Origin of the sequence: Shinella sp. WSC3-e (genome assembly GCF_945994535.1) — a bacterium.
In the GTDB taxonomy this organism is placed as follows: domain Bacteria; phylum Pseudomonadota; class Alphaproteobacteria; order Rhizobiales; family Rhizobiaceae; genus Shinella; species Shinella yambaruensis.
In genome coordinates, this window is record NZ_OZ000536.1 from 94,988 (window position 1) to 110,880 (window position 15,893).

23 protein-coding genes are annotated in these 15,893 nt (G+C 60.5%); 8 read left to right on the top strand and 15 right to left on the bottom strand.

Features of this window, described 5'->3' with window-relative positions; all coding sequences use genetic code 11:
* Positions 1-8: 8 nt before the first annotated feature.
* Genes AABF56_RS34380 through AABF56_RS34420 form a run of 9 tightly spaced genes read right to left on the bottom strand, consistent with a single transcriptional unit; the run spans position 9 to position 7,017 of the window.
* Positions 9-245 (bottom strand): hypothetical protein, encoded by a 237-nt coding sequence (locus AABF56_RS34380; protein WP_272809297.1) that lies wholly within the window; start codon positions 243-245, stop codon positions 9-11.
* Positions 246-300: 55 nt separating this feature from the next.
* On the bottom strand, positions 301-1,320 hold the full coding sequence (locus tag AABF56_RS34385; protein ID WP_272809296.1) for a type IV secretion system protein: 1,020 nt from the start codon (positions 1,318-1,320) through the stop codon (positions 301-303).
* Between the two features lie 4 nt (positions 1,321-1,324).
* Positions 1,325-1,498: a hypothetical protein gene (locus tag AABF56_RS34390; protein WP_272809295.1), complete on the bottom strand. Its 174-nt coding sequence runs from the start codon at positions 1,496-1,498 to the stop codon at positions 1,325-1,327.
* Positions 1,499-1,504: 6 nt separating this feature from the next.
* A complete protein-coding gene (locus tag AABF56_RS34395) occupies positions 1,505-2,221 on the bottom strand; it encodes a type IV secretion system protein (RefSeq protein ID WP_272809294.1) in 717 nt (238 codons plus the stop codon).
* Between the two features lie 10 nt (positions 2,222-2,231).
* Entirely contained in the window at positions 2,232-3,395 is a 1,164-nt protein-coding gene (locus AABF56_RS34400) for a transglycosylase SLT domain-containing protein (RefSeq protein ID WP_272809293.1), read from the bottom strand.
* Positions 3,388-5,799: a VirB4 family type IV secretion/conjugal transfer ATPase gene (locus AABF56_RS34405; RefSeq protein WP_272809292.1), complete on the bottom strand. Its 2,412-nt coding sequence runs from the start codon at positions 5,797-5,799 to the stop codon at positions 3,388-3,390. The genes AABF56_RS34400 and AABF56_RS34405 overlap by 8 nt, the downstream gene beginning before the upstream one ends.
* Positions 5,796-6,086: a type IV secretion system protein VirB3 gene (locus AABF56_RS34410; RefSeq protein WP_272809291.1), complete on the bottom strand. Its 291-nt coding sequence runs from the start codon at positions 6,084-6,086 to the stop codon at positions 5,796-5,798. Before AABF56_RS34410 ends, AABF56_RS34405 begins: the two co-directional genes overlap by 4 nt.
* 1 nt (position 6,087) lies before the next feature.
* Positions 6,088-6,411, bottom strand: a complete 324-nt coding sequence (locus AABF56_RS34415) for a TrbC/VirB2 family protein (protein ID WP_272809290.1) — start codon at positions 6,409-6,411, stop codon at positions 6,088-6,090.
* 45 nt (positions 6,412-6,456) lie between these two features.
* A complete protein-coding gene (locus AABF56_RS34420; protein ID WP_272809289.1) occupies positions 6,457-7,017 on the bottom strand; it encodes a lytic transglycosylase domain-containing protein in 561 nt (186 codons plus the stop codon).
* An 80-nt stretch (positions 7,018-7,097) separates the two neighbouring features.
* On the opposite strand from AABF56_RS34420, the gene AABF56_RS34425 reads away from it, so the two are divergent.
* Positions 7,098-7,724 (top strand): hypothetical protein, encoded by a 627-nt coding sequence (locus tag AABF56_RS34425; protein ID WP_272809288.1) that lies wholly within the window; start codon positions 7,098-7,100, stop codon positions 7,722-7,724.
* On the top strand, positions 7,714-8,223 hold the full coding sequence (locus AABF56_RS34430) for a thermonuclease family protein (protein WP_272809287.1): 510 nt from the start codon (positions 7,714-7,716) through the stop codon (positions 8,221-8,223). The genes AABF56_RS34425 and AABF56_RS34430 overlap by 11 nt, the downstream gene beginning before the upstream one ends.
* On the opposite strand, the gene AABF56_RS34435 is transcribed toward AABF56_RS34430, so the two are convergent.
* A complete protein-coding gene (locus AABF56_RS34435; RefSeq protein WP_272809286.1) occupies positions 8,224-8,430 on the bottom strand; it encodes a hypothetical protein in 207 nt (68 codons plus the stop codon).
* Positions 8,431-8,882: 452 nt separating this feature from the next.
* On the opposite strand from AABF56_RS34435, the gene AABF56_RS34440 reads away from it, so the two are divergent.
* Together AABF56_RS34440 and AABF56_RS34445 are read left to right on the top strand one after the other, a co-directional pair.
* Entirely contained in the window at positions 8,883-9,701 is an 819-nt protein-coding gene (locus AABF56_RS34440; RefSeq protein ID WP_272809285.1) for a hypothetical protein, read from the top strand.
* Between the two features lie 582 nt (positions 9,702-10,283).
* On the top strand, positions 10,284-10,682 hold the full coding sequence (locus tag AABF56_RS34445; RefSeq protein ID WP_272809284.1) for a hypothetical protein: 399 nt from the start codon (positions 10,284-10,286) through the stop codon (positions 10,680-10,682).
* A gap of 86 nt (positions 10,683-10,768) precedes the next feature.
* Here the strand turns inward: AABF56_RS34445 and AABF56_RS34450 are convergent, their stop codons facing one another.
* The gene (locus AABF56_RS34450) at positions 10,769-11,197 is read right to left on the bottom strand and encodes a hypothetical protein (RefSeq protein WP_272809283.1); all 429 of its coding nucleotides are present in this window, start codon (positions 11,195-11,197) and stop codon (positions 10,769-10,771) included.
* 124 nt (positions 11,198-11,321) lie between these two features.
* A complete protein-coding gene (locus AABF56_RS34455) occupies positions 11,322-11,588 on the bottom strand; it encodes a helix-turn-helix domain-containing protein (protein WP_272809282.1) in 267 nt (88 codons plus the stop codon).
* 49 nt (positions 11,589-11,637) lie between these two features.
* Here AABF56_RS34455 and AABF56_RS34460 point away from each other — a divergent pair, with 49 nt between their 5' ends.
* The 3 genes from AABF56_RS34460 to AABF56_RS34470 all read left to right on the top strand — a co-directional run bounded on the left by AABF56_RS34460 (position 11,638) and on the right by AABF56_RS34470 (position 13,779).
* Positions 11,638-12,147 carry a hypothetical protein gene (locus AABF56_RS34460; RefSeq protein ID WP_272809281.1) on the top strand — a complete coding sequence of 170 codons (510 nt, stop codon included), beginning with the start codon at positions 11,638-11,640 and terminating at the stop codon, positions 12,145-12,147.
* A 33-nt stretch (positions 12,148-12,180) separates the two neighbouring features.
* Complete coding sequence (locus AABF56_RS34465) at positions 12,181-12,498, top strand: single-stranded DNA-binding protein (RefSeq protein WP_272809280.1); 318 nt, start codon at positions 12,181-12,183, stop codon at positions 12,496-12,498.
* A 492-nt stretch (positions 12,499-12,990) separates the two neighbouring features.
* Positions 12,991-13,779 carry a DUF932 domain-containing protein gene (locus AABF56_RS34470; protein ID WP_272809279.1) on the top strand — a complete coding sequence of 263 codons (789 nt, stop codon included), beginning with the start codon at positions 12,991-12,993 and terminating at the stop codon, positions 13,777-13,779.
* A gap of 178 nt (positions 13,780-13,957) precedes the next feature.
* Here AABF56_RS34470 and AABF56_RS34475 read toward each other — a convergent pair whose 3' ends face one another.
* Positions 13,958-14,269, bottom strand: coding sequence for a DUF7673 family protein (locus tag AABF56_RS34475; protein WP_336314415.1), 312 nt, complete (start codon positions 14,267-14,269; stop codon positions 13,958-13,960).
* A 61-nt stretch (positions 14,270-14,330) separates the two neighbouring features.
* Positions 14,331-14,768, bottom strand: coding sequence for a VOC family protein (locus AABF56_RS34480; protein WP_272809278.1), 438 nt, complete (start codon positions 14,766-14,768; stop codon positions 14,331-14,333).
* 165 nt (positions 14,769-14,933) lie between these two features.
* On the opposite strand from AABF56_RS34480, the gene AABF56_RS34485 reads away from it, so the two are divergent.
* Positions 14,934-15,182 carry a hypothetical protein gene (locus AABF56_RS34485; protein ID WP_272809277.1) on the top strand — a complete coding sequence of 83 codons (249 nt, stop codon included), beginning with the start codon at positions 14,934-14,936 and terminating at the stop codon, positions 15,180-15,182.
* An 8-nt stretch (positions 15,183-15,190) separates the two neighbouring features.
* Here the strand turns inward: AABF56_RS34485 and AABF56_RS34490 are convergent, their stop codons facing one another.
* Entirely contained in the window at positions 15,191-15,502 is a 312-nt protein-coding gene (locus AABF56_RS34490; RefSeq protein WP_272809276.1) for a hypothetical protein, read from the bottom strand.
* Between the last annotated feature and the right edge of the window lie 391 nt (positions 15,503-15,893).

The window sequence follows — 15,893 nt, forward strand, 5'->3', positions numbered from 1 at the left end:
CTCCGCGATCAAAGGCCGAACAAGGCGGCGAGGCTATGAGCGTATCCGGCCAGCGTGTTGTAGAGATCGATGCAATACTCGGCGAAGGGCTTGAAGAAAATGACAGTGACCATGAACACCAGATAGCCGAAGCCACCGCCTTTCTTTGTTTCGGTGCGATCGCTTTCAGCCATCTCCTCGTTGTGACGGTGTTGCGCGTCCATGGCGGCGGAGCGCCGACGATCATCTTGCCAGGGCTGATCCACGGCCTTTCTCCCTCGGATAAACTATAGTTATAAAGAATGCGCATGAAAGACTACCCTAAAGTTGCCCGTTTTTTTCAGTTTCTCGCTGGATAGCGCGGGCGCGCGCTGCCTGCACATCCGACGATGTGCGGCGGCGCCCAAGGCCGGCCCGCAAGATTCGGGCGCGTCCGGTCGCCTGGCGTTCAGCATAGGCGACCGAGCGCCGGCCGCCCATGAAGGCGGAATCACCTTGCCCCAACACACTGCCCCCAACGATGGATGCGGCGAATGACGGGATAAACCGAAACACCACTATCCCGAGCAGGCAGACGATGACAAACGGCGCGACATAGGAGAGCTTGCTTTCGGTTGCGGTGTTGTTGGCCGTGTTGATCGCCAGCTCGATCAGCTGGTAGAGGAATGCGAGGAACGCCATCATCAAGGTCTGCGTCACCATCATATTGACCATTAGCAGCAGCCAGCCGTCGGTGAAGCGGAAGGTCCAGCGGTAAAGCGCCAGGATGATGAACACCGGCGCCAGCGCCAGGGTGATGAACAGCATCAGCTTGGCGGCGAGGATCGCGGCCGCCGCAACGGCGATGAAGGTCATCGCGACGACGAAGACGATCGCACCGATAAGAGCGCCGACATATTCGAAGGTGCCGGTAGCTACCTGCTCATAAATCTTACCTGCGGTCTCGAACACGGCGTCGAGGATCTTCACGACGCCAGTCGTGTCGCCGGTGCCGCCATCGAGCGCACCACCGGAACCAGCGATCGATTCGATAATCGTGTCGGAGATGAGGTTTGGCACCTCCTGCACGAGCTTATAAATCGTGGCGGAAAATGCGCCCCAGTTCGTCGCCATATAATAGATGAAGAAGGCGCGGCCAAAGCGCCACGCCGCCTCCGGCACGGAGAAACCGTCGCGGCCTGCGAGGATCATATAGCCCCACCAGAGGACATAGAGGGTGAGCATCGACCCGAACAGGACATTCACCTGAAGCGCGAGGCCGTCATAGGCGTTCTTGATGAACGTCTCGCCGATGGCGTCGAGCTTCGAGAAGATGTCCGAGATGATCGTGGTCGCCGCCATCCGTCTATTCCTTCAGGACGGGCGCGAAGGCGTCGTTGACCGGTATGGCCGGACCGCACAGATCGTCGGCCTCGATATAGCCGGAGATCGGTGGGCAGGGGGCTTTCTTCTCACCCTTCGTCTGGCAGCCGGCGAGCAGCGCGAGACCGGAGAGCATGATGGCAACGGGCAATCGCATGCGGCCTCACTTGAACGGGTTGACGTCTTTGTACTGCAGCATCTTGGCCGTCTCCGACTGCTGGGTCAGCCGCATCTGCATTTCGGTGTTCAGCGCCGAGACCGCGCCATTCGAGACACCGACCAGCTCGTTGATGGTGCGCGCCGTCTCCAGCTGCATGCGAGTGTTGGCGTCGACCGAGCCCTTCACGTCCTCGGCCGAGCCGATCTGGCCGGTGGCCGACTGAAGCGATTGCTCGCGATGAGACACACCTTTCGATGCCTGCTGCGTCAGCGCCGAGAGCAGCGCCACGGTATTGACCGCGCCGGAAAAGGCATTGTTCATCGCGCCGGCATCCTCGCCTTCGACGATCGCCTTGACCTGTTTAACCAGCTGCAAGCCGTTGATCAGCGTCGCTGCGATATTCTGCGCGTCTGAGCCAAGCCCACCGAACGACAGCGTGCCGCCGTTCATGATCGAGCTGAAGGACGGTGCGGCCGAGACCGACATGTTGCCGCCGAGGCCGGTCGAAGAAATCCCCATCGAGCCGTCGCGGCTACCGGAGAGCGCGCCGAGGATCTCCTTGGTCTTTTCGAGGATGTTGGTGTTGGTTTTCATGATCTCGCCGGTGTTCTCGGCATTTTTCTTGGCGATGGCGAGATTGGTGTTGTCGATCACCGGAATATCGGCGAGCGCCGGCGTTGAGAAGGCGAGGGCGGCGGAGACGATAAGCAGCTTGTTCATGGGAATCCCCTTAATCGGCCGCTTTGGCGGCGTTCTGGATGGATAGAAGATTGTTGCCGATCGAGCGGTCGCTGCCGCCGGACGAGAGAATTTCGTTATCGGCGTCGGCGGCCGCGACCACGGCGCAGCGCGGCCAATCCTCGCGCGGCACCTTCATCTCTTCGAGGATGACCGGATCGCAGCTGTAGGGGTTGACCTTGCTGTCGGATTTCAGGGTCTTGGCCGTCTCGGACGTTTTCGAAAGCCGCATCTGCATGCGCGCCTGCAGCAGCTCGTTGAACAGGTTGCGGGCCGTGATCAGGTTGTTCAGCAACTCGGCATTGACGGCGCGGGCCTGCGTGTTGTCGTCCCAGGCATCCTGATAGATCTCCGACGCGCCGACCGAAGCCGACAGCGCATCGATGCGGCGGCCTGCCTCCTGGACGCGTGCGGTGCTTGCGTCGATCCCCGAAACGGCACGGTTGACCGCGCCGGCCGCGGTGCTGTTGGAACTGCGGGTCGCTCCGGAACCGTAATCGACATAGGATTTATAGGACGGCGAGGAGATGTCCTCGATGTTCGAGCCGCCGGCGAATGAATTAAACCAGCCATGGTTCCGGCCGACCTTGCCGGCCCAGTTCTTCTGCTCCGCCGCGGTCGAGCCGTTGTACCAGGACGCGAGGCAGGCATAATCGGTGCTGCCGCACTTGTTGACGCCGATGCCGAGGTATTTGACGCCGCCCTCGATGTTCTCCTCGTTGATATCACGGTCGAAACCCATGCCCTTGCCGGTACGCTTCGTCAGCTGCATCACGCCCTTCACGCCGGTCGGAGAACCCGAGCAAGTCGAAATTCCAGACTCGGCATGCGCCACCGAAAGGGCAAGGCCGACCGGAACGTTGTGCTTTTTCGCATAATGCTTGATCAGCTCGACGTTCTTGGCGTCCTCGTTCACGGCTTGCGCCGGCGAGCGATAGAGGCGGCGGTTCTTCTCCTTCTGGGAGATGTTGCAATTCGTCACCGTCTGCTTTTCGAGCTGGTCGACCTGCGTTTCGGAGTCCTTCTTCGAATGGTCTTCGTCCTCGGCACGCTTTTCCTTCATGTCATCGTCGATCACGGGAATGTCCGCGAAGGCGACGGGCGCCGGCGCGGTGACGAGCGCGGCAGAAAGGAGGAGCAGGATCGTTCTACGCATCGGTCGCCTCCGAGATCGTCCAGCCACAGAAATGCGGGAGCCACGCGCCCGGCTCGTCGCCATAGGCCTGGCGGAGCGTTTGGCACTCGCGAACCGTCTCCGGTCGTCCGGACAAGACCTTCACCAGGTCGGGCATCGCCGACAGGTCGAGCCGCGCGATCACCGAGTCCTGGGCGTGTTTGATGAGGAAGGTGCGGCTCGTCTTGTCCGCCTGCTTCACGAACCGAAATTCCTTCTCGGAGAGGCCGAACGCCTTGCGGTAACTTTCCTCATCGGCGGAAGCGTTCGGGAAAAAGATATTGGTCATCGTCTGTTCGATGATTGTGTTGCGGAGGTCGGAGCGCACGACGTCTGCGGCCGACTGCGTGCCGAAGCCGACGATGCCGTTCATTTTGCGGATCGTCTTCAGCCAGTCCTTGATGAAGCCGGAGAAGACCTCGTCATTGAGCAAGCGCCAGCCTTCGTCGAGGAAGATCATCGAGGGGCGGCCGTCGAGGATTTCCTGAATGCGATGGAACATATAGAGGAGCGCTGCCGAGCGCGTGCGCTTGTCGGACAGGATCTCCGTCATGTCGAAGCCGATCACTGAGCCGGCAAAATCTAGTTTGTCGTTCGGGTTGTTGAACAGCCAGCCCTTGTCGCCCGTGGTCCATTCCTTCAGCCGGTCGGCGAGGTCGCCAATGCCGGAGCGCATCCGCCCGCGCAGCGCCTCGGCCAGCATGTCGAGACGCCGCTGTGGCCGCTCGAAGTCGGTGTAGATGCTGTCGACCGCATCGGAGATCACCGCCATCTCCTCGGCATTCAGCACCCGGTCCGAGGGTGTGACGAGGTAGGAGACCAGCGTCTTGCCGAAGCTCCGGTTAGTCGGGGTGTCGTCAAGCTGCAACGGCGCAAAGCCGGTCGGTTCGCCCGGCGATAGCCGCTCGTAGCGGCCGCCCATCGCGCGCACGAAGATCTCGCCACCGCGATCCTTGTCGATGAAGACGCAGCGCGGGCGCGGTTCGACGCGCATGCCCTGGGCCAATAGGAAGGACAGCGCCACCGTCTTGCCCGAGCCGGTCGGGCCGATGACCGTGAAGTTGCCGACATCCGCCTCGTGGAAATTGAAGAAATAGGCGGTCTGGCTGGTGGTCTCCAGCAGCGAGATCGGCAGCCCCCAATGGACCTTCTGCGTCTGACCGGACGGGAAATTGTGCGCGGAGAACAGGCCGGCGAAGTTGACCGACGAGATCAGCCCTTGCCGGGCGATGTATGAAAAGTTGGTCGGTAATTGTGCCCACCAGGCCGCCTCCTGATTGAGGTCCTCGCGAACAGCAACGACGCCCATGCGTGCCAGTTCGGCAGTGACATCGGCGACGGCTCGGTTGAGGCGCGACAGGTCGCGCTCAAGCACGCCCACCGTCATGTGATGTTTTCCGAACACCACTTCACCTGAGGCCAGCCGGTCACGCGCCGTCTCGATATCATCCTCAACCGCCGTGCCGCCATCGTCGGAATTGGAAATCTGCCGGCTGATGGTGGCGATCGCCTCCGTGACCGTTGTCCGGTCCTCCGGGGCGAAGGAATGCGTGACGATGAGTTCGTAGGGGAGGCGCAGCAGCCCGTCGAGCTGGCCGGGCGTCGTCATTGGCGGGTATTCCTTGATCGACACCATGGCGGCGACCTTTGAGGTCGCGCCATCCGCCGACCAGATTTCCGTCGCCTTGCGGCCGAACATGATCCGGCCAGTCCCGATATAGTCGGCGAGCGACATGCGGGGGAGGGGCATCGTCCGCTCGTCGCCAGCGGCAAGGATCTTGGCGAAGAACTCGGCGGGCTCAGAGTAGAGGCCGCCGTCACGGGTGACACAGGAGAGGATTTCCGGACGGTAGGAGCGGAAATCGCCGACAATGCCGGACACCATGTCCTTCAGGTCGCGTAGCGCTTCACCTCGTGCTTCGACCTCGTTGTCGGCTATGCGGAAGATGTCGAACATGCGGTCGACCTTGCCGGCGCGGCCGGTCATCGGCCGGCGGATCACGGTCACGTAAAGCTCGTTGACGAACATCGTTCGGTGCTGCAGCCCGTCCATGTAACGGGCATTCAGCTCGTCGGCGAAGGGGTTGTCGAAACCGCCGTCGATTGCCGGCTTGGTCTGTCGCCGGATTATGGTGGCGTAGAGCGCGAAACGTGATGATCCAAGCGAGCGGACCGTCATGTTGCGGTTTGCGAGGCGGGCATTGATTTCCGACTGATCCATCGTCTGGTATGGCAGGCCGGATAGCCGGATCACCTGCAACAGCAGGCCGGATTTGGTGACGATCGTTTCTTCGTCGACATGGCGGAGGTAGGGCACGTGGGTGCCGATCCCGAGATCACGGGCGCGCTCGCGGCCGAACTTCAGATCGTGATTGACGATATTCATGGGGCGTAGCTCCCCGCTTTCCAGAAGCGTCGGTTACGGATCGCCCGGCGTATCGACAGGAAAACCTGCGCCACGCGGACGATGTGGATGTCCCGCTGGCAGAGGTACAGCGCGATGAAATGGACGGGCAGGACGACCAGCGGCGCCAGGAAACTCGACGACGCGATGAAGACGACGATCCCGAAAATGCCGTTCACCACGAACACGATGATATCGACCCCGAAATACATCGGCGGCCGGGTCAGCGGCTGAATCAGTGGTTCAACATCGGGAGTGTCGTCACGCATGTCAGACGCCCCCCGCCGCCTTCATGGCATCGACCAGCTCGGCGGCGCCGAAGATGATGGCGATGCCGATGACGATGGAAATCGCACCCTGCCAGGCCATTCGCCCGGTCAGAAAAAGGAATCCGAGAAAGCAGACGGCGATGATCGCGAGCGAGCGCGCAACATTGCCCTGCAGCACGCCGACGAACCATTCGAGGATGCCTTCGACAGGGGCTGCCGACTGCGCATAGGCGGATTCCGGGACCAGCGCGATGGAAGTCGCAAGTAGCGCCAATGACAGGAGGGCCTTGCCGCGCGGGCGCGTCGTGTTCGGGAAAATGCTCATTCTGATGTCCCTCTGATCTTGGGAGGATGAAGTTGAGGACCGGCGCTATTCGGCGGTCCAGACGTGTTGGTCGCGCCAGGGAGAGGGCGCGAGCGCGACCGTCTCTTTGCGAGGGTTGCTGTTCCCGCGGCGCTTCTCATCGGCCGCCGACGCCTTGCCGTTCAGCGTCCAGCGGTTCATCACCTTGACAATGTACTGGGCCGTCTCGTTGAACTCGGGAATGCCGCCCTTCTGATAGACGCGCTCTGGACCGGCATTGTAGGCGGCGAGCATCAACAGCGGATCGTCGAACTCGCCATAGAGCTTCTTGAGGTAGCGGACGCCGGCGCGGATGTTGGATTCCGGATCGCATCGGTCCGTCACGCCATAGTCAGAGGCGGTTTCCGGCATCAGCTGCATAATGCCGACGGCGCCGGCGTCGGAGACCTGGTGCCTGCCGCCGGCGCTCTCGACATCAACCACAGCGAGCGCCAGATCGGGGTCCAGTTCTTCCTCATTGGCGATTGTCCGCACCAGTTCCAGAACGCCGTCGCTATCGACCGGCTCACAGGCTTGCGCGGTAGTCGCCGACGTCGAAATGAGGAGCATAAGCAGGGTTGTTTTCAATGCGCTTGTCCGGGTTGCCGTATCGTCGAGTAAATTATAGTTATCTCGCGTAGGATTCACCTGTCAATTCGGAAATGGCTATGGCTGCTATGCACAAACAACTCAAAGTTCTCGGTTTGGCTGGCCTGCTGCTGATCGGAGGCGTGTCTTTCGCCGTCGCAGAAGGCGAGAATCCCTATGTGGAACCGTCTCCCGAATACCTCCGCCAGTTCGCGGCGCAGGGTTCGAAGGTATTCGCGCTGGAGCGTTACGACGCCGAAGGGAAACTTGCGGCGCGGTCGGTCGAGAAGCTGGAAGGACAGGTCGAGATCGACGGTCCGGTTCATCGAACGATCGCGGGCAGGAAGATTGCCTTGCGCGGCCTGACCGCCTGCCCGAGCGAAACCGTCGTCTACAATCGGGTGCAGACCTGGAACTGCACGGAGGCGGCGCGTGACTATACCGATGCGGTCTACAATAGACGGGCCAGCGTCATCCTGTGCAAAACCTTGCTGCTTGCGCCTGCCGATGGGCAGACCACACCGGCGTCATGTTTCGTCCTCGTCGGAGGCAAGGGCGTGCCGTTCAAGACCGCAAACGACGATGACAGCATGGTCTTCCTCGGCCTTGCCGCGATCGGGCGGACACCGGACGGCCGCTCCCGCCGCCCTGACCTTGAGGTGTCGCATTCACTTTCACGATCGATGGGATTCCAGAATGCGGATTGAGCTTTTGGTGGCCATCGCCGTGCTAGCCGCCTCTTCTGCCGCCGCGCAGGAGCAGACCATCTCGTTTCCGGCCGCCGTCACCTTTGAGACGGGCGATACCTGGGCCTATAAAAGCCGGAAGTTCAGGCTGTTCGGCGTTCAGGCATGCCTTCGTGGAACGACCTATCGCTCACCTAAGGGAGAAGATGTCGATTGCGGGATGCGTTCGATCGCGTCCATTGCTGCACTGTTCTCGACCGGCTCCGTCGGCTGCCAGCCGCTCGGCGACGCCAAGGACGGCGCCACCTTCGTCGTCTGCGCGGCCGAGATCGATGGGACGACCGTCGATGTTGGGACCGCGCTCATTTCCTCGGGCGCTGCATTTGCCGCCGTATTCCCCTCCGGAGCGCCGGTATCGTCGGCCTATGCCGTTGCTGAATCTGCTGCGAAGGAAGACCGAAACGGCCTGTGGGCTGGAACCTTCGTTCATCCCGCTTCCGTGATGCTGAGGCAGGAATAGTCACTGCCTCCAGAGATCGACGTGAAGGGTCTCGCTGATAATCGCGATTTCCCGAAGCGTCAGCTTGTTCCACGCTCCTTTCCGGAGAAGTTCAAGGCGCTCTTCGGAGATGCCAGTCAGCTCGCCGAATTCGTCAGGCTTGGTTCCGCGGCGGTTAAATTCGTTGGCGAGGAGTTTCACCAGCTCAGCGGCATTCTCAATGGCCATTTACGGTCATCCTTTCCTGTCACCGTCCCTGCGCCGCCGGCGTCCAGGAGGATGATAGTTCGCTCTGTCCGTTGCGCACGCATGTCAGCGCAAGTGCAGTCGATGAGGTGATAGCGGGCCGGGCGAATCCTCCGCCAAGCCCAATGTCGCGCGCAACCCGTACACGAGTCAAAAGCGGTGTTTTCACGGCATGGGTAGGTTTATGTTTGTTTCGTCCGTAAAATATAATTAGCTTTGCGACTCGCTATGTCAGCGAACGAGCCAAGGAGGCCCTATGCCGTAGACAAAATAAAACCCGCCTCGGAGAGACAGGTTCAGAGACACACGATGATGTGCGGAAAGTCTTATAGCCACCGATTTTCTCGCACATTGAAGAGACCGCTGCAAGTTAATTCTTGCCACGAATACGTGCGTCTTGGACTTCTCTCCGCCGCCGATAAAAAGGAGAGATCATGCTTGCCGCATCCCCGACGGCCTATGGGCCGAACCTATTGGCGCGCCTGCTTGCAGCGCGCACCCTTCAGCAGATCGACGAGTGCGCAAAATCCGCCTGGATCTTGAATGGAGAAGGGCTATTGGGCGACAACGAGATGGAGTATCTAGCGCCGGTCATCGAGCATCAACGCAGAACGGTTCGAACGGAACCCTGGTCGGGCAGGGGGCCGGTCGGTCCCGTCGCCCTGTCGGCAATTCGACCGAATTGCCGGCGGCTAAACATTCCCGAGGGCAAACGAGCGGCTGGCCGGCTGCGCCGCCGCGCGCTCGCCAAGGATTGCATCATTCCGACATGCATCGCCAAGACGCTTACCGTCAGCAAGCTGGCGGTTCTCGCTGTTATCGCCTGCGCCGTCATCGACCATGGGTTTTCCGGCATGTCGCTTCCGGAAATAGCCGCTCGCGCAGGCGTCGGATGCACGACCGCGCGCTACGCGATCCGCGACGCGGCGCAGATGGGACTGGTCACCGTTACGGAAAACCGGATGAATCGAAGGTGGCATCGCCCGAACACGATCCGGATCGTCTGCCGTCGCTGGCTCGACTGGTTGGCCGGCCATCGAGCAATTCGCAAGCGCGGGCGCCCGGAAACGTCAGCACTTCGCCCTTGGTGGTCGACCCCCCTCAAAAACTTGAGCGCCACGATAGAGATTCACAGATTCAGCGTTCATGGAAGCGTCCCCTCCAAGGTGGCGGTGAATACGATTCCACAGTTGAGGTGCGCGTGGTTTTCAAACCGGCCGGGAATACGTGACGGAACCAGCGGTTCGACATGAAGGGAGCGGCAGAACGGAGGCCCCTTCGGTCCCGCACGGCTGGATCTACGGGTAAGTTCCATGGTAGTCCACGGGCGCGAAGACGAGGAATGTGTTGCTCGCCCAACCGAGCCCTCGATGGTGTTGATGAAGCGACAGGCTCCTGAACAATCGCCCCCGTTGGACGAGCCGAACGTCTCTCACCTGCACAGCGCATGCCTGTTGTGGGCCTATGATCTTCGTGCGGACCCGAGGCGACGAAGCAGGCGCTTCTGTATGAGCCGGCACGCCACCTTATCTGCTTCAGCCTTGCGATGACGAGGGCGAAGAGGTCTACGTGCAGGTGTGGGAGGCGATACGACGTCGAACTCGCGAGGGCCTATCAAGACGGATGTCGGTTATAACTTTCCCAAGCGACAGACGAAGGTGCGTTTGCCACCTTCAGCCTAATCACCTACTAGGTAATAGAATCAATAGCTTAGTTCCATAATGAAACTTACACGATATGATATAACGTGACAAAAGTCGGGTATGCGTTGGTTGATCGGTCTTTGAATATCCTCTAAGAGTCTGGGCGCGCCGACAACAGCGATGGATGATGGAATGTCTGAAGCGTCAAACAGTAGGCCGCGTGCGCCCCGCCTCTGGTGGGAGGCAGTCCTGTTTGTTGTGGCCGTGTTCGTACCGTCAACGATTTATCCATTCGCCTCCGCTGCCAGCTCCGCCGTAACCCCGTTCGGCACCTCATTGGCAATCTCTGGTACAGCGATCGTCCTCCTTCTGCTATCGGTTTTCAGGGATATCGGACCGACCTTCGTCGAAGAGGCTGAGGCAGCGTTTCAGAACCGTCACGCGGCGGACATCTACTCCATCCCGGTGATGTTCGACGTTAAGCTAACCCTCGTGCCCGGCTTCTCTCGTCTTAGAGCGAAGAGGGCAGACAACAGCGAGACTATCGGCGCTTGGGCGCTGAGGCTCAAACACAGTCGTCAGGTCGCATAAGGCACTGGGATGGAAATATAGCAGGGTCCAGACGCGATCATCAGCGACTTTCATCAGGCGGCACAATAACCAGAGGCGGCGGCGCACTATTTTATCGGCTTGCAGATCAGTGGTCGAAGCTCCTGAACGATCACACCTGCTTTCGGCGATAGCATAACACCGACCCAGTTGTCGGAAAATGCCCCTGCCCCATCGGCTGGTGAAAGCCAGAGCACTTCGTTCGTATCGAGCTCGATTTTTACCTCGCTCACGATCGGGCTGTCCGTGACCGTTTGAACATAGTGACGTTTGATCTGATGGGCCTGGCCCTCGCCGTCAACCAGATGGTTCTCGCGGTAGGCCAACTCTAGCCTTCCCGCCTCGCCGCTTGATGCGCAATCGACCGATCGCTCGCATCGTATGACCGAGGTGAATTTGCAGGACCACGTGAAGCTGCTGCGCCACATCGGATTGTCCCCCGCGCTTGCGGTGGTCGCGTTTAGCAGCAGCGCCGAAATCAGCGGATAGTTCAACATCCATCATCCCCTATTGGTCCGAACGCCACGTCCGGCTCATTGATACGGGGGAAAATGATAAACTATATTTCACATTTGGTGCAGCGCCTTTTTACGACGACGAAAGCGACCTGGGCCACCTGATTCAGCTATCTTTTGGTCGAACGCCCATCAACAGCTCCTCCATCGGGACCTTCAGATTTAAGCTGATCCGCGCAATGACCTGCAACGATGGGTTCGCCGTAGCGTCAAGCATGCTGAAATAATACGGCGTGGTAATCTCGCAGAGTTGCGCAAATTCCTTTTTTGTCAGGGCACGCTTCTCTCGCTCGCGCTCCATGACGATCGCCATGTTTCGCAGGATCATCGTCCCCAGGTCAGTGTCGGTCTTCTTGCGCTTGATCGTCGTCATCGTATAAACTATAATTTATTTATTGTTGTGTTTCTAGAAAGGGTGGCCGATGCCTGTCAATTCCAAACCTGTCTACGTCACCGTCGGCGTGCTTCTCGCGGTCGCCGTGTTCGCGGCCCCCGCCGCGGGCAGCGAATGGGGTTGCGAAGTCTTGCTCTGCGCTTCGTCGTCCAATCCATCTTGGAGAGGCGTGCCCGCCTGTTTCCCACCGATGAACCGCCTGATGTCTGCGATGAAGAAGCCCGGTTTCAGTTGGCCCGCCTGCCCGGAGGCAGCCAGCGGAGCGCCGGGTTTCGAGCAATATGCGGAATGCCCGGAAGGATATCAGGTGGGCAGCAGCAGAGACCGCAACGGCTTCGCCAGGGAAGGCGATCTGTGCATCAAGACAGTCAACGTTTGCCAAGGCAACACGCACAGCCTCTACAACTCTGATCGGCAGCGGAGCTGCATACAAACCGTCTCCATGTCTCGACCGCTTAGGTCAGAGCCTTATTTCTTCGACATCAAGAATGACACCTCTGGCCAAACCGAGCGGCATTGGTTCGAGTTGCACAAATAAACGGATTCTAGCGGTTAAGGAAGGTTTAAATCCATGCGGACTGTCAACCGTCACACCCTGCTCGGCCACGTCGGAAACATCCTGAAACTAAAAAATGTGCTGAAGGTGAACATCGCCACCAATCGCGAATGGCAGGCCGACGGCGAGCGGAAAACCGCCACCGACTGGACACAGGTAACGATCCTCGACAAGAAGCAGGCCGCGTGGATCGAAGAAAATGTCGGGCAGGGCGATCTCGTCTATGTCGAGTCCCGGATCTCGAATTTCAGCTACGAACGCGACGGGGAACAGGTTTACACCACCGATGTCATCGCGCAGCTCTTCAATCTCCTCGCGAAGAAGCCATCCTGACTGCAGGCCATGGGCCACCGCCCGTTCCGGTCGGCCGCGCTCTGTGCGAAGCACGAAGCCAGCCTGCGGCCGTCTTCGCCGATCTCGGTAACGATCGCTTGTCCGGTCGGTGGCTACGCTCCCGGCACTGAGGCCCGTCGCCGGGCCGCACCTTTGTTTCCGCCCCATGACAGCGCCGGTCGTTCGGATCAAGGGGCAGGCGCGGCACAGCCGCTTGTCGCGCCGGCGAAAAAACGGCTTTCCGCCTGCGGCCGAACCTTCCGTTTTTTCCCCGCCACGACCCCTTGACCTGTCCGACCGTCGCCGCAGGGCGAGCTGTCGCCCTCCCCGCTCCGTCCGGGGGAATGTCAGAGGCCATTCCCCCGGAAAGACCGGGGAGGCTTCGCCCGAAAGGGGCTTCCCTTCGGGAAACGGGAAAACAGGAGACAGACAATGAGCATCTACACCGAGACCGCCCGTTTCGACACCGGCCGCGCCCTGACCGAAACCGAAATGCGCCGCATCGCGCCGTCGATCTTTGCCGTGACCGCCCATGAGAGCCGGTCCGAGCGTTTCAAACCAATCCCGACCATCGAGGTGCTGCGCGGCCTCATGAACGAAGGTTTCATGCCGGTCGGCGCGAAGCAGTCCCGCAGCCGTATCGAGGGCAAGGCCGATTTCACCAAGCATCTTATCCGTATGCGCCGCATCGGCGACGGCAAGGTCTATAATGTCGGGGACACCGTTTGCGAAATCCTCCTCAAAAACGCCAATGACGGAACCAGCGCCTACGAATTGATGGCTGGACTTTTCCGCGTCCGTTGCCTGAATTCCTTGGTGACGCAGACCGGCACCATCGACGCCATCAAGGTCCGCCATTCCGGCGACGTGCAGCACAAGGTTATCGAGGGCACCTATCGTGTCCTCGGCGAAGCCGAACGCACCCTTGCCGCCCCGCAGGATTGGTCGACCATGCGCATGAACTCCGAGGAGGCAAGAATTCTGGCGGATGCCGCCCATGTTCTTCGCTTCGGAGACAATGAAGGTGAGACCACCACGCCGATCAAGCCGGAACAGTTGCTTGTTCCCCGCCGCCACGACGACCGCGCCAACGACCTCTGGACGACGTGGAACGTGGTTCAGGAAAACGCCATCAAAGGAGGCTTGCGTGGCGTCGGCCGCGACGACCTCGGCAGGCCGCGCCGCGTGAAATCCCGCGCCGTCAACGGGATTGATCAGGATATCAAGCTCAACAAGGCCCTGTGGTTGCTGGGCGAAAGGATGGCCGCGCTAAAGGCGTGAGCAGACCTATTATTCATACAGGGACGCCCGGCCGAAAGGTCGGACGTCTTTTTGCGTTTGTGGAACCGCGACTTGGTCAGCGCCGGTTGCCGTATGCCTGCCCCTCACCGCGTCGAGCGGCGCGGGGCAGGACGAGGGGTGCCCCAAAGCCCCATCCCTCGAACTCCCTTCCCGCCCGTCAGGCCGGTGAGTTTTGGCTTGCGGCCCAGATCTCAGGCCGCCACGCCTCGATAAGTGCCTTGATCTCCGTTTGATAGTCTTCCGGATAGAACGCTTCGGATTGGCGACCGAGGCAGATGAAGACCGTTCCCATGTCGGCGGCAATCGCCTGATCGACGCCGAAGAGGTCCGCCAGATCGAAACCGCCGAGGCTGCCGGCGTTCCACCATGCCAGGATAAACGCCGCCACGCGCCGCGACTGCCCGGTGTCGCTTCTCGCGATTTTCAGTAGCCGTTCGAAGGCAGCGCGTTCATGGCCGGACATAGCCATGTTATTCTCCCTATTATCGGTCGGCGCCTACGCCTGATGGCGGCGGAAACTGGTATTGCGCTTAGCTGAGTTCTTGGGCGAGCCCGATCAGCAGCCCCTCAGGCCCTCGGATGTAGCAGAGCCGATAAACGTCCTTGTAGTCGACGACTTCGCCGACGAGCTGCGCGCCGTGCGTGTGCAACCGTTCGAGGGTCTCGCCGATATCGTCGACGGTAAACATGACGCGGAGGTAACCCAGAGCGTTGACCGGGGCAGTTCGATGATCTGCGATAACGGTTGGTCTGAGGAAGCGGGAGAGTTCGAGCCGGCTGTGGCCGTCGGGCGTCCGCATCATGGCGATCTCGACATGCTGGTCGCCGAGACCAGTGACGCGCCCGGCCCACTCGCCCTCGATCATCGCCCGTCCTTCCAGTTCAAGGCCGAGTTCGAGAAAGAAATCGATCATGGCATCGAGGTCTTCGACCACGATCCCGACATTGTCCATTCGCTTCAGCGCCATGGTTCCGATCTCCCAGGTGTCGTTGCAATCTATATGCGGTCACTTGTCCGAGCAACGTCGCCCGTGGAACCTTCCAGCCATCCAGGCGAAGGGATGACAGGTGGCTACTTTGACGATGTCGGGGAGCGGGTGTAGTCTGGCTGTACATCGGTAGGAGCCTCAGCCATGCGTCTTGGAGTGCTCGTAGCCGGCCTGATCATGGCCCTGATCCATACCGGGGCAGATGCCCACAACTGCAAATGCCGAAATCGCGGCGTCATGTTCAAGCTCGGCGAAACATCCTGCCTTCGTGTCGACGGCGGTTCCTATCTTGCCCGCTGCGAGATGAAGCTTAACGTCTCTTCCTGGACCAAGCTTCAGGAAGGTTGCCCCGTGAGCGAACGGGTGCTGCCGCGACCGACGCTCGTCAACTGATCGCTTCATCAGGCGGCGTCGGGTGCCGGGCCTATCGTTTCGATGACCGCGTAATTGATGATGGCAGCAAAACCGTCATTCAGCAAAGCCATGATAGCGGCGGCCGTCATCGGAACGGTTTCGATCTTTTCCAGGCAGAGCGGACTATCGTCGGGATCGAGACCAGCCAGCAGATCAGCACGCAAGTCCAGCAACGCCTGTCTCGCCGTGTCCCTGTCCTGGAAGAAATAGGCCGGCACGGAAGGGTCGTCCCAGCGGTGTTCGCCAAGGTGCGACTTGCCGGTCACGGTATAGAGGATGGGGGTTGGCGCCGTCTCCATTGCTTTTCTCCTTCAGCGAGTCATCCCTGTCGGATCGGAGCGTCGCTGCAGGATTGGCATCGGCAACTCGCAGAAATGCCAGTTGGGCCACCGCCCGTCCCGGTCGGACGCGCTCTATGCGAAGCACGGAGCCAGCCTGCGGCCGTCTCCGCCGATGCCGGTAACGATCGCTTGTCCAGTCGGTGGCTACACCCCCGGCACTGAGGCCCGACGCCGGGCCGCACCTCTGTTTCCGCCCCATGACAGCGCCGGTCGTTCGGATCAAGGGGCAGGCGCGGCACAGCCGCTTGTCGCGCCGGCAAATAAACGGCTTTCCGCCTGCGGCCGAACCTTCCGTTTTTTCCCCGTCACGACCCCTTGACCCGTCCGACCGTCGCCGCAGGGCGGGCTG

Coding starts and splice junctions, on each gene's coding strand:
- AABF56_RS34385 (WP_272809296.1), bottom strand. CDS start 1,320: ATGGCGGCGACCACGATCATCTCGGACATCTTCTCGAAGCTCGACGCC.
- AABF56_RS34390 (WP_272809295.1), bottom strand. CDS start 1,498: ATGCGATTGCCCGTTGCCATCATGCTCTCCGGTCTCGCGCTGCTCGCC.
- AABF56_RS34395 (WP_272809294.1), bottom strand. CDS start 2,221: ATGAACAAGCTGCTTATCGTCTCCGCCGCCCTCGCCTTCTCAACGCCG.
- AABF56_RS34400 (WP_272809293.1), bottom strand. CDS start 3,395: ATGCGTAGAACGATCCTGCTCCTCCTTTCTGCCGCGCTCGTCACCGCG.
- AABF56_RS34405 (WP_272809292.1), bottom strand. CDS start 5,799: ATGAATATCGTCAATCACGATCTGAAGTTCGGCCGCGAGCGCGCCCGT.
- AABF56_RS34410 (WP_272809291.1), bottom strand. CDS start 6,086: ATGCGTGACGACACTCCCGATGTTGAACCACTGATTCAGCCGCTGACC.
- AABF56_RS34415 (WP_272809290.1), bottom strand. CDS start 6,411: ATGAGCATTTTCCCGAACACGACGCGCCCGCGCGGCAAGGCCCTCCTG.
- AABF56_RS34425 (WP_272809288.1), top strand. CDS start 7,098: ATGGCTGCTATGCACAAACAACTCAAAGTTCTCGGTTTGGCTGGCCTG.
- AABF56_RS34430 (WP_272809287.1), top strand. CDS start 7,714: ATGCGGATTGAGCTTTTGGTGGCCATCGCCGTGCTAGCCGCCTCTTCT.
- AABF56_RS34435 (WP_272809286.1), bottom strand. CDS start 8,430: ATGGCCATTGAGAATGCCGCTGAGCTGGTGAAACTCCTCGCCAACGAA.
- AABF56_RS34440 (WP_272809285.1), top strand. CDS start 8,883: ATGCTTGCCGCATCCCCGACGGCCTATGGGCCGAACCTATTGGCGCGC.
- AABF56_RS34445 (WP_272809284.1), top strand. CDS start 10,284: ATGTCTGAAGCGTCAAACAGTAGGCCGCGTGCGCCCCGCCTCTGGTGG.
- AABF56_RS34450 (WP_272809283.1), bottom strand. CDS start 11,197: ATGTTGAACTATCCGCTGATTTCGGCGCTGCTGCTAAACGCGACCACC.
- AABF56_RS34455 (WP_272809282.1), bottom strand. CDS start 11,588: ATGACGACGATCAAGCGCAAGAAGACCGACACTGACCTGGGGACGATG.
- AABF56_RS34460 (WP_272809281.1), top strand. CDS start 11,638: ATGCCTGTCAATTCCAAACCTGTCTACGTCACCGTCGGCGTGCTTCTC.
- AABF56_RS34465 (WP_272809280.1), top strand. CDS start 12,181: ATGCGGACTGTCAACCGTCACACCCTGCTCGGCCACGTCGGAAACATC.
- AABF56_RS34470 (WP_272809279.1), top strand. CDS start 12,991: ATGCGCCGCATCGCGCCGTCGATCTTTGCCGTGACCGCCCATGAGAGC.
- AABF56_RS34475 (WP_336314415.1), bottom strand. CDS start 14,269: ATGGCTATGTCCGGCCATGAACGCGCTGCCTTCGAACGGCTACTGAAA.
- AABF56_RS34480 (WP_272809278.1), bottom strand. CDS start 14,768: ATGGCGCTGAAGCGAATGGACAATGTCGGGATCGTGGTCGAAGACCTC.
- AABF56_RS34485 (WP_272809277.1), top strand. CDS start 14,934: ATGCGTCTTGGAGTGCTCGTAGCCGGCCTGATCATGGCCCTGATCCAT.
- AABF56_RS34490 (WP_272809276.1), bottom strand. CDS start 15,502: ATGGAGACGGCGCCAACCCCCATCCTCTATACCGTGACCGGCAAGTCG.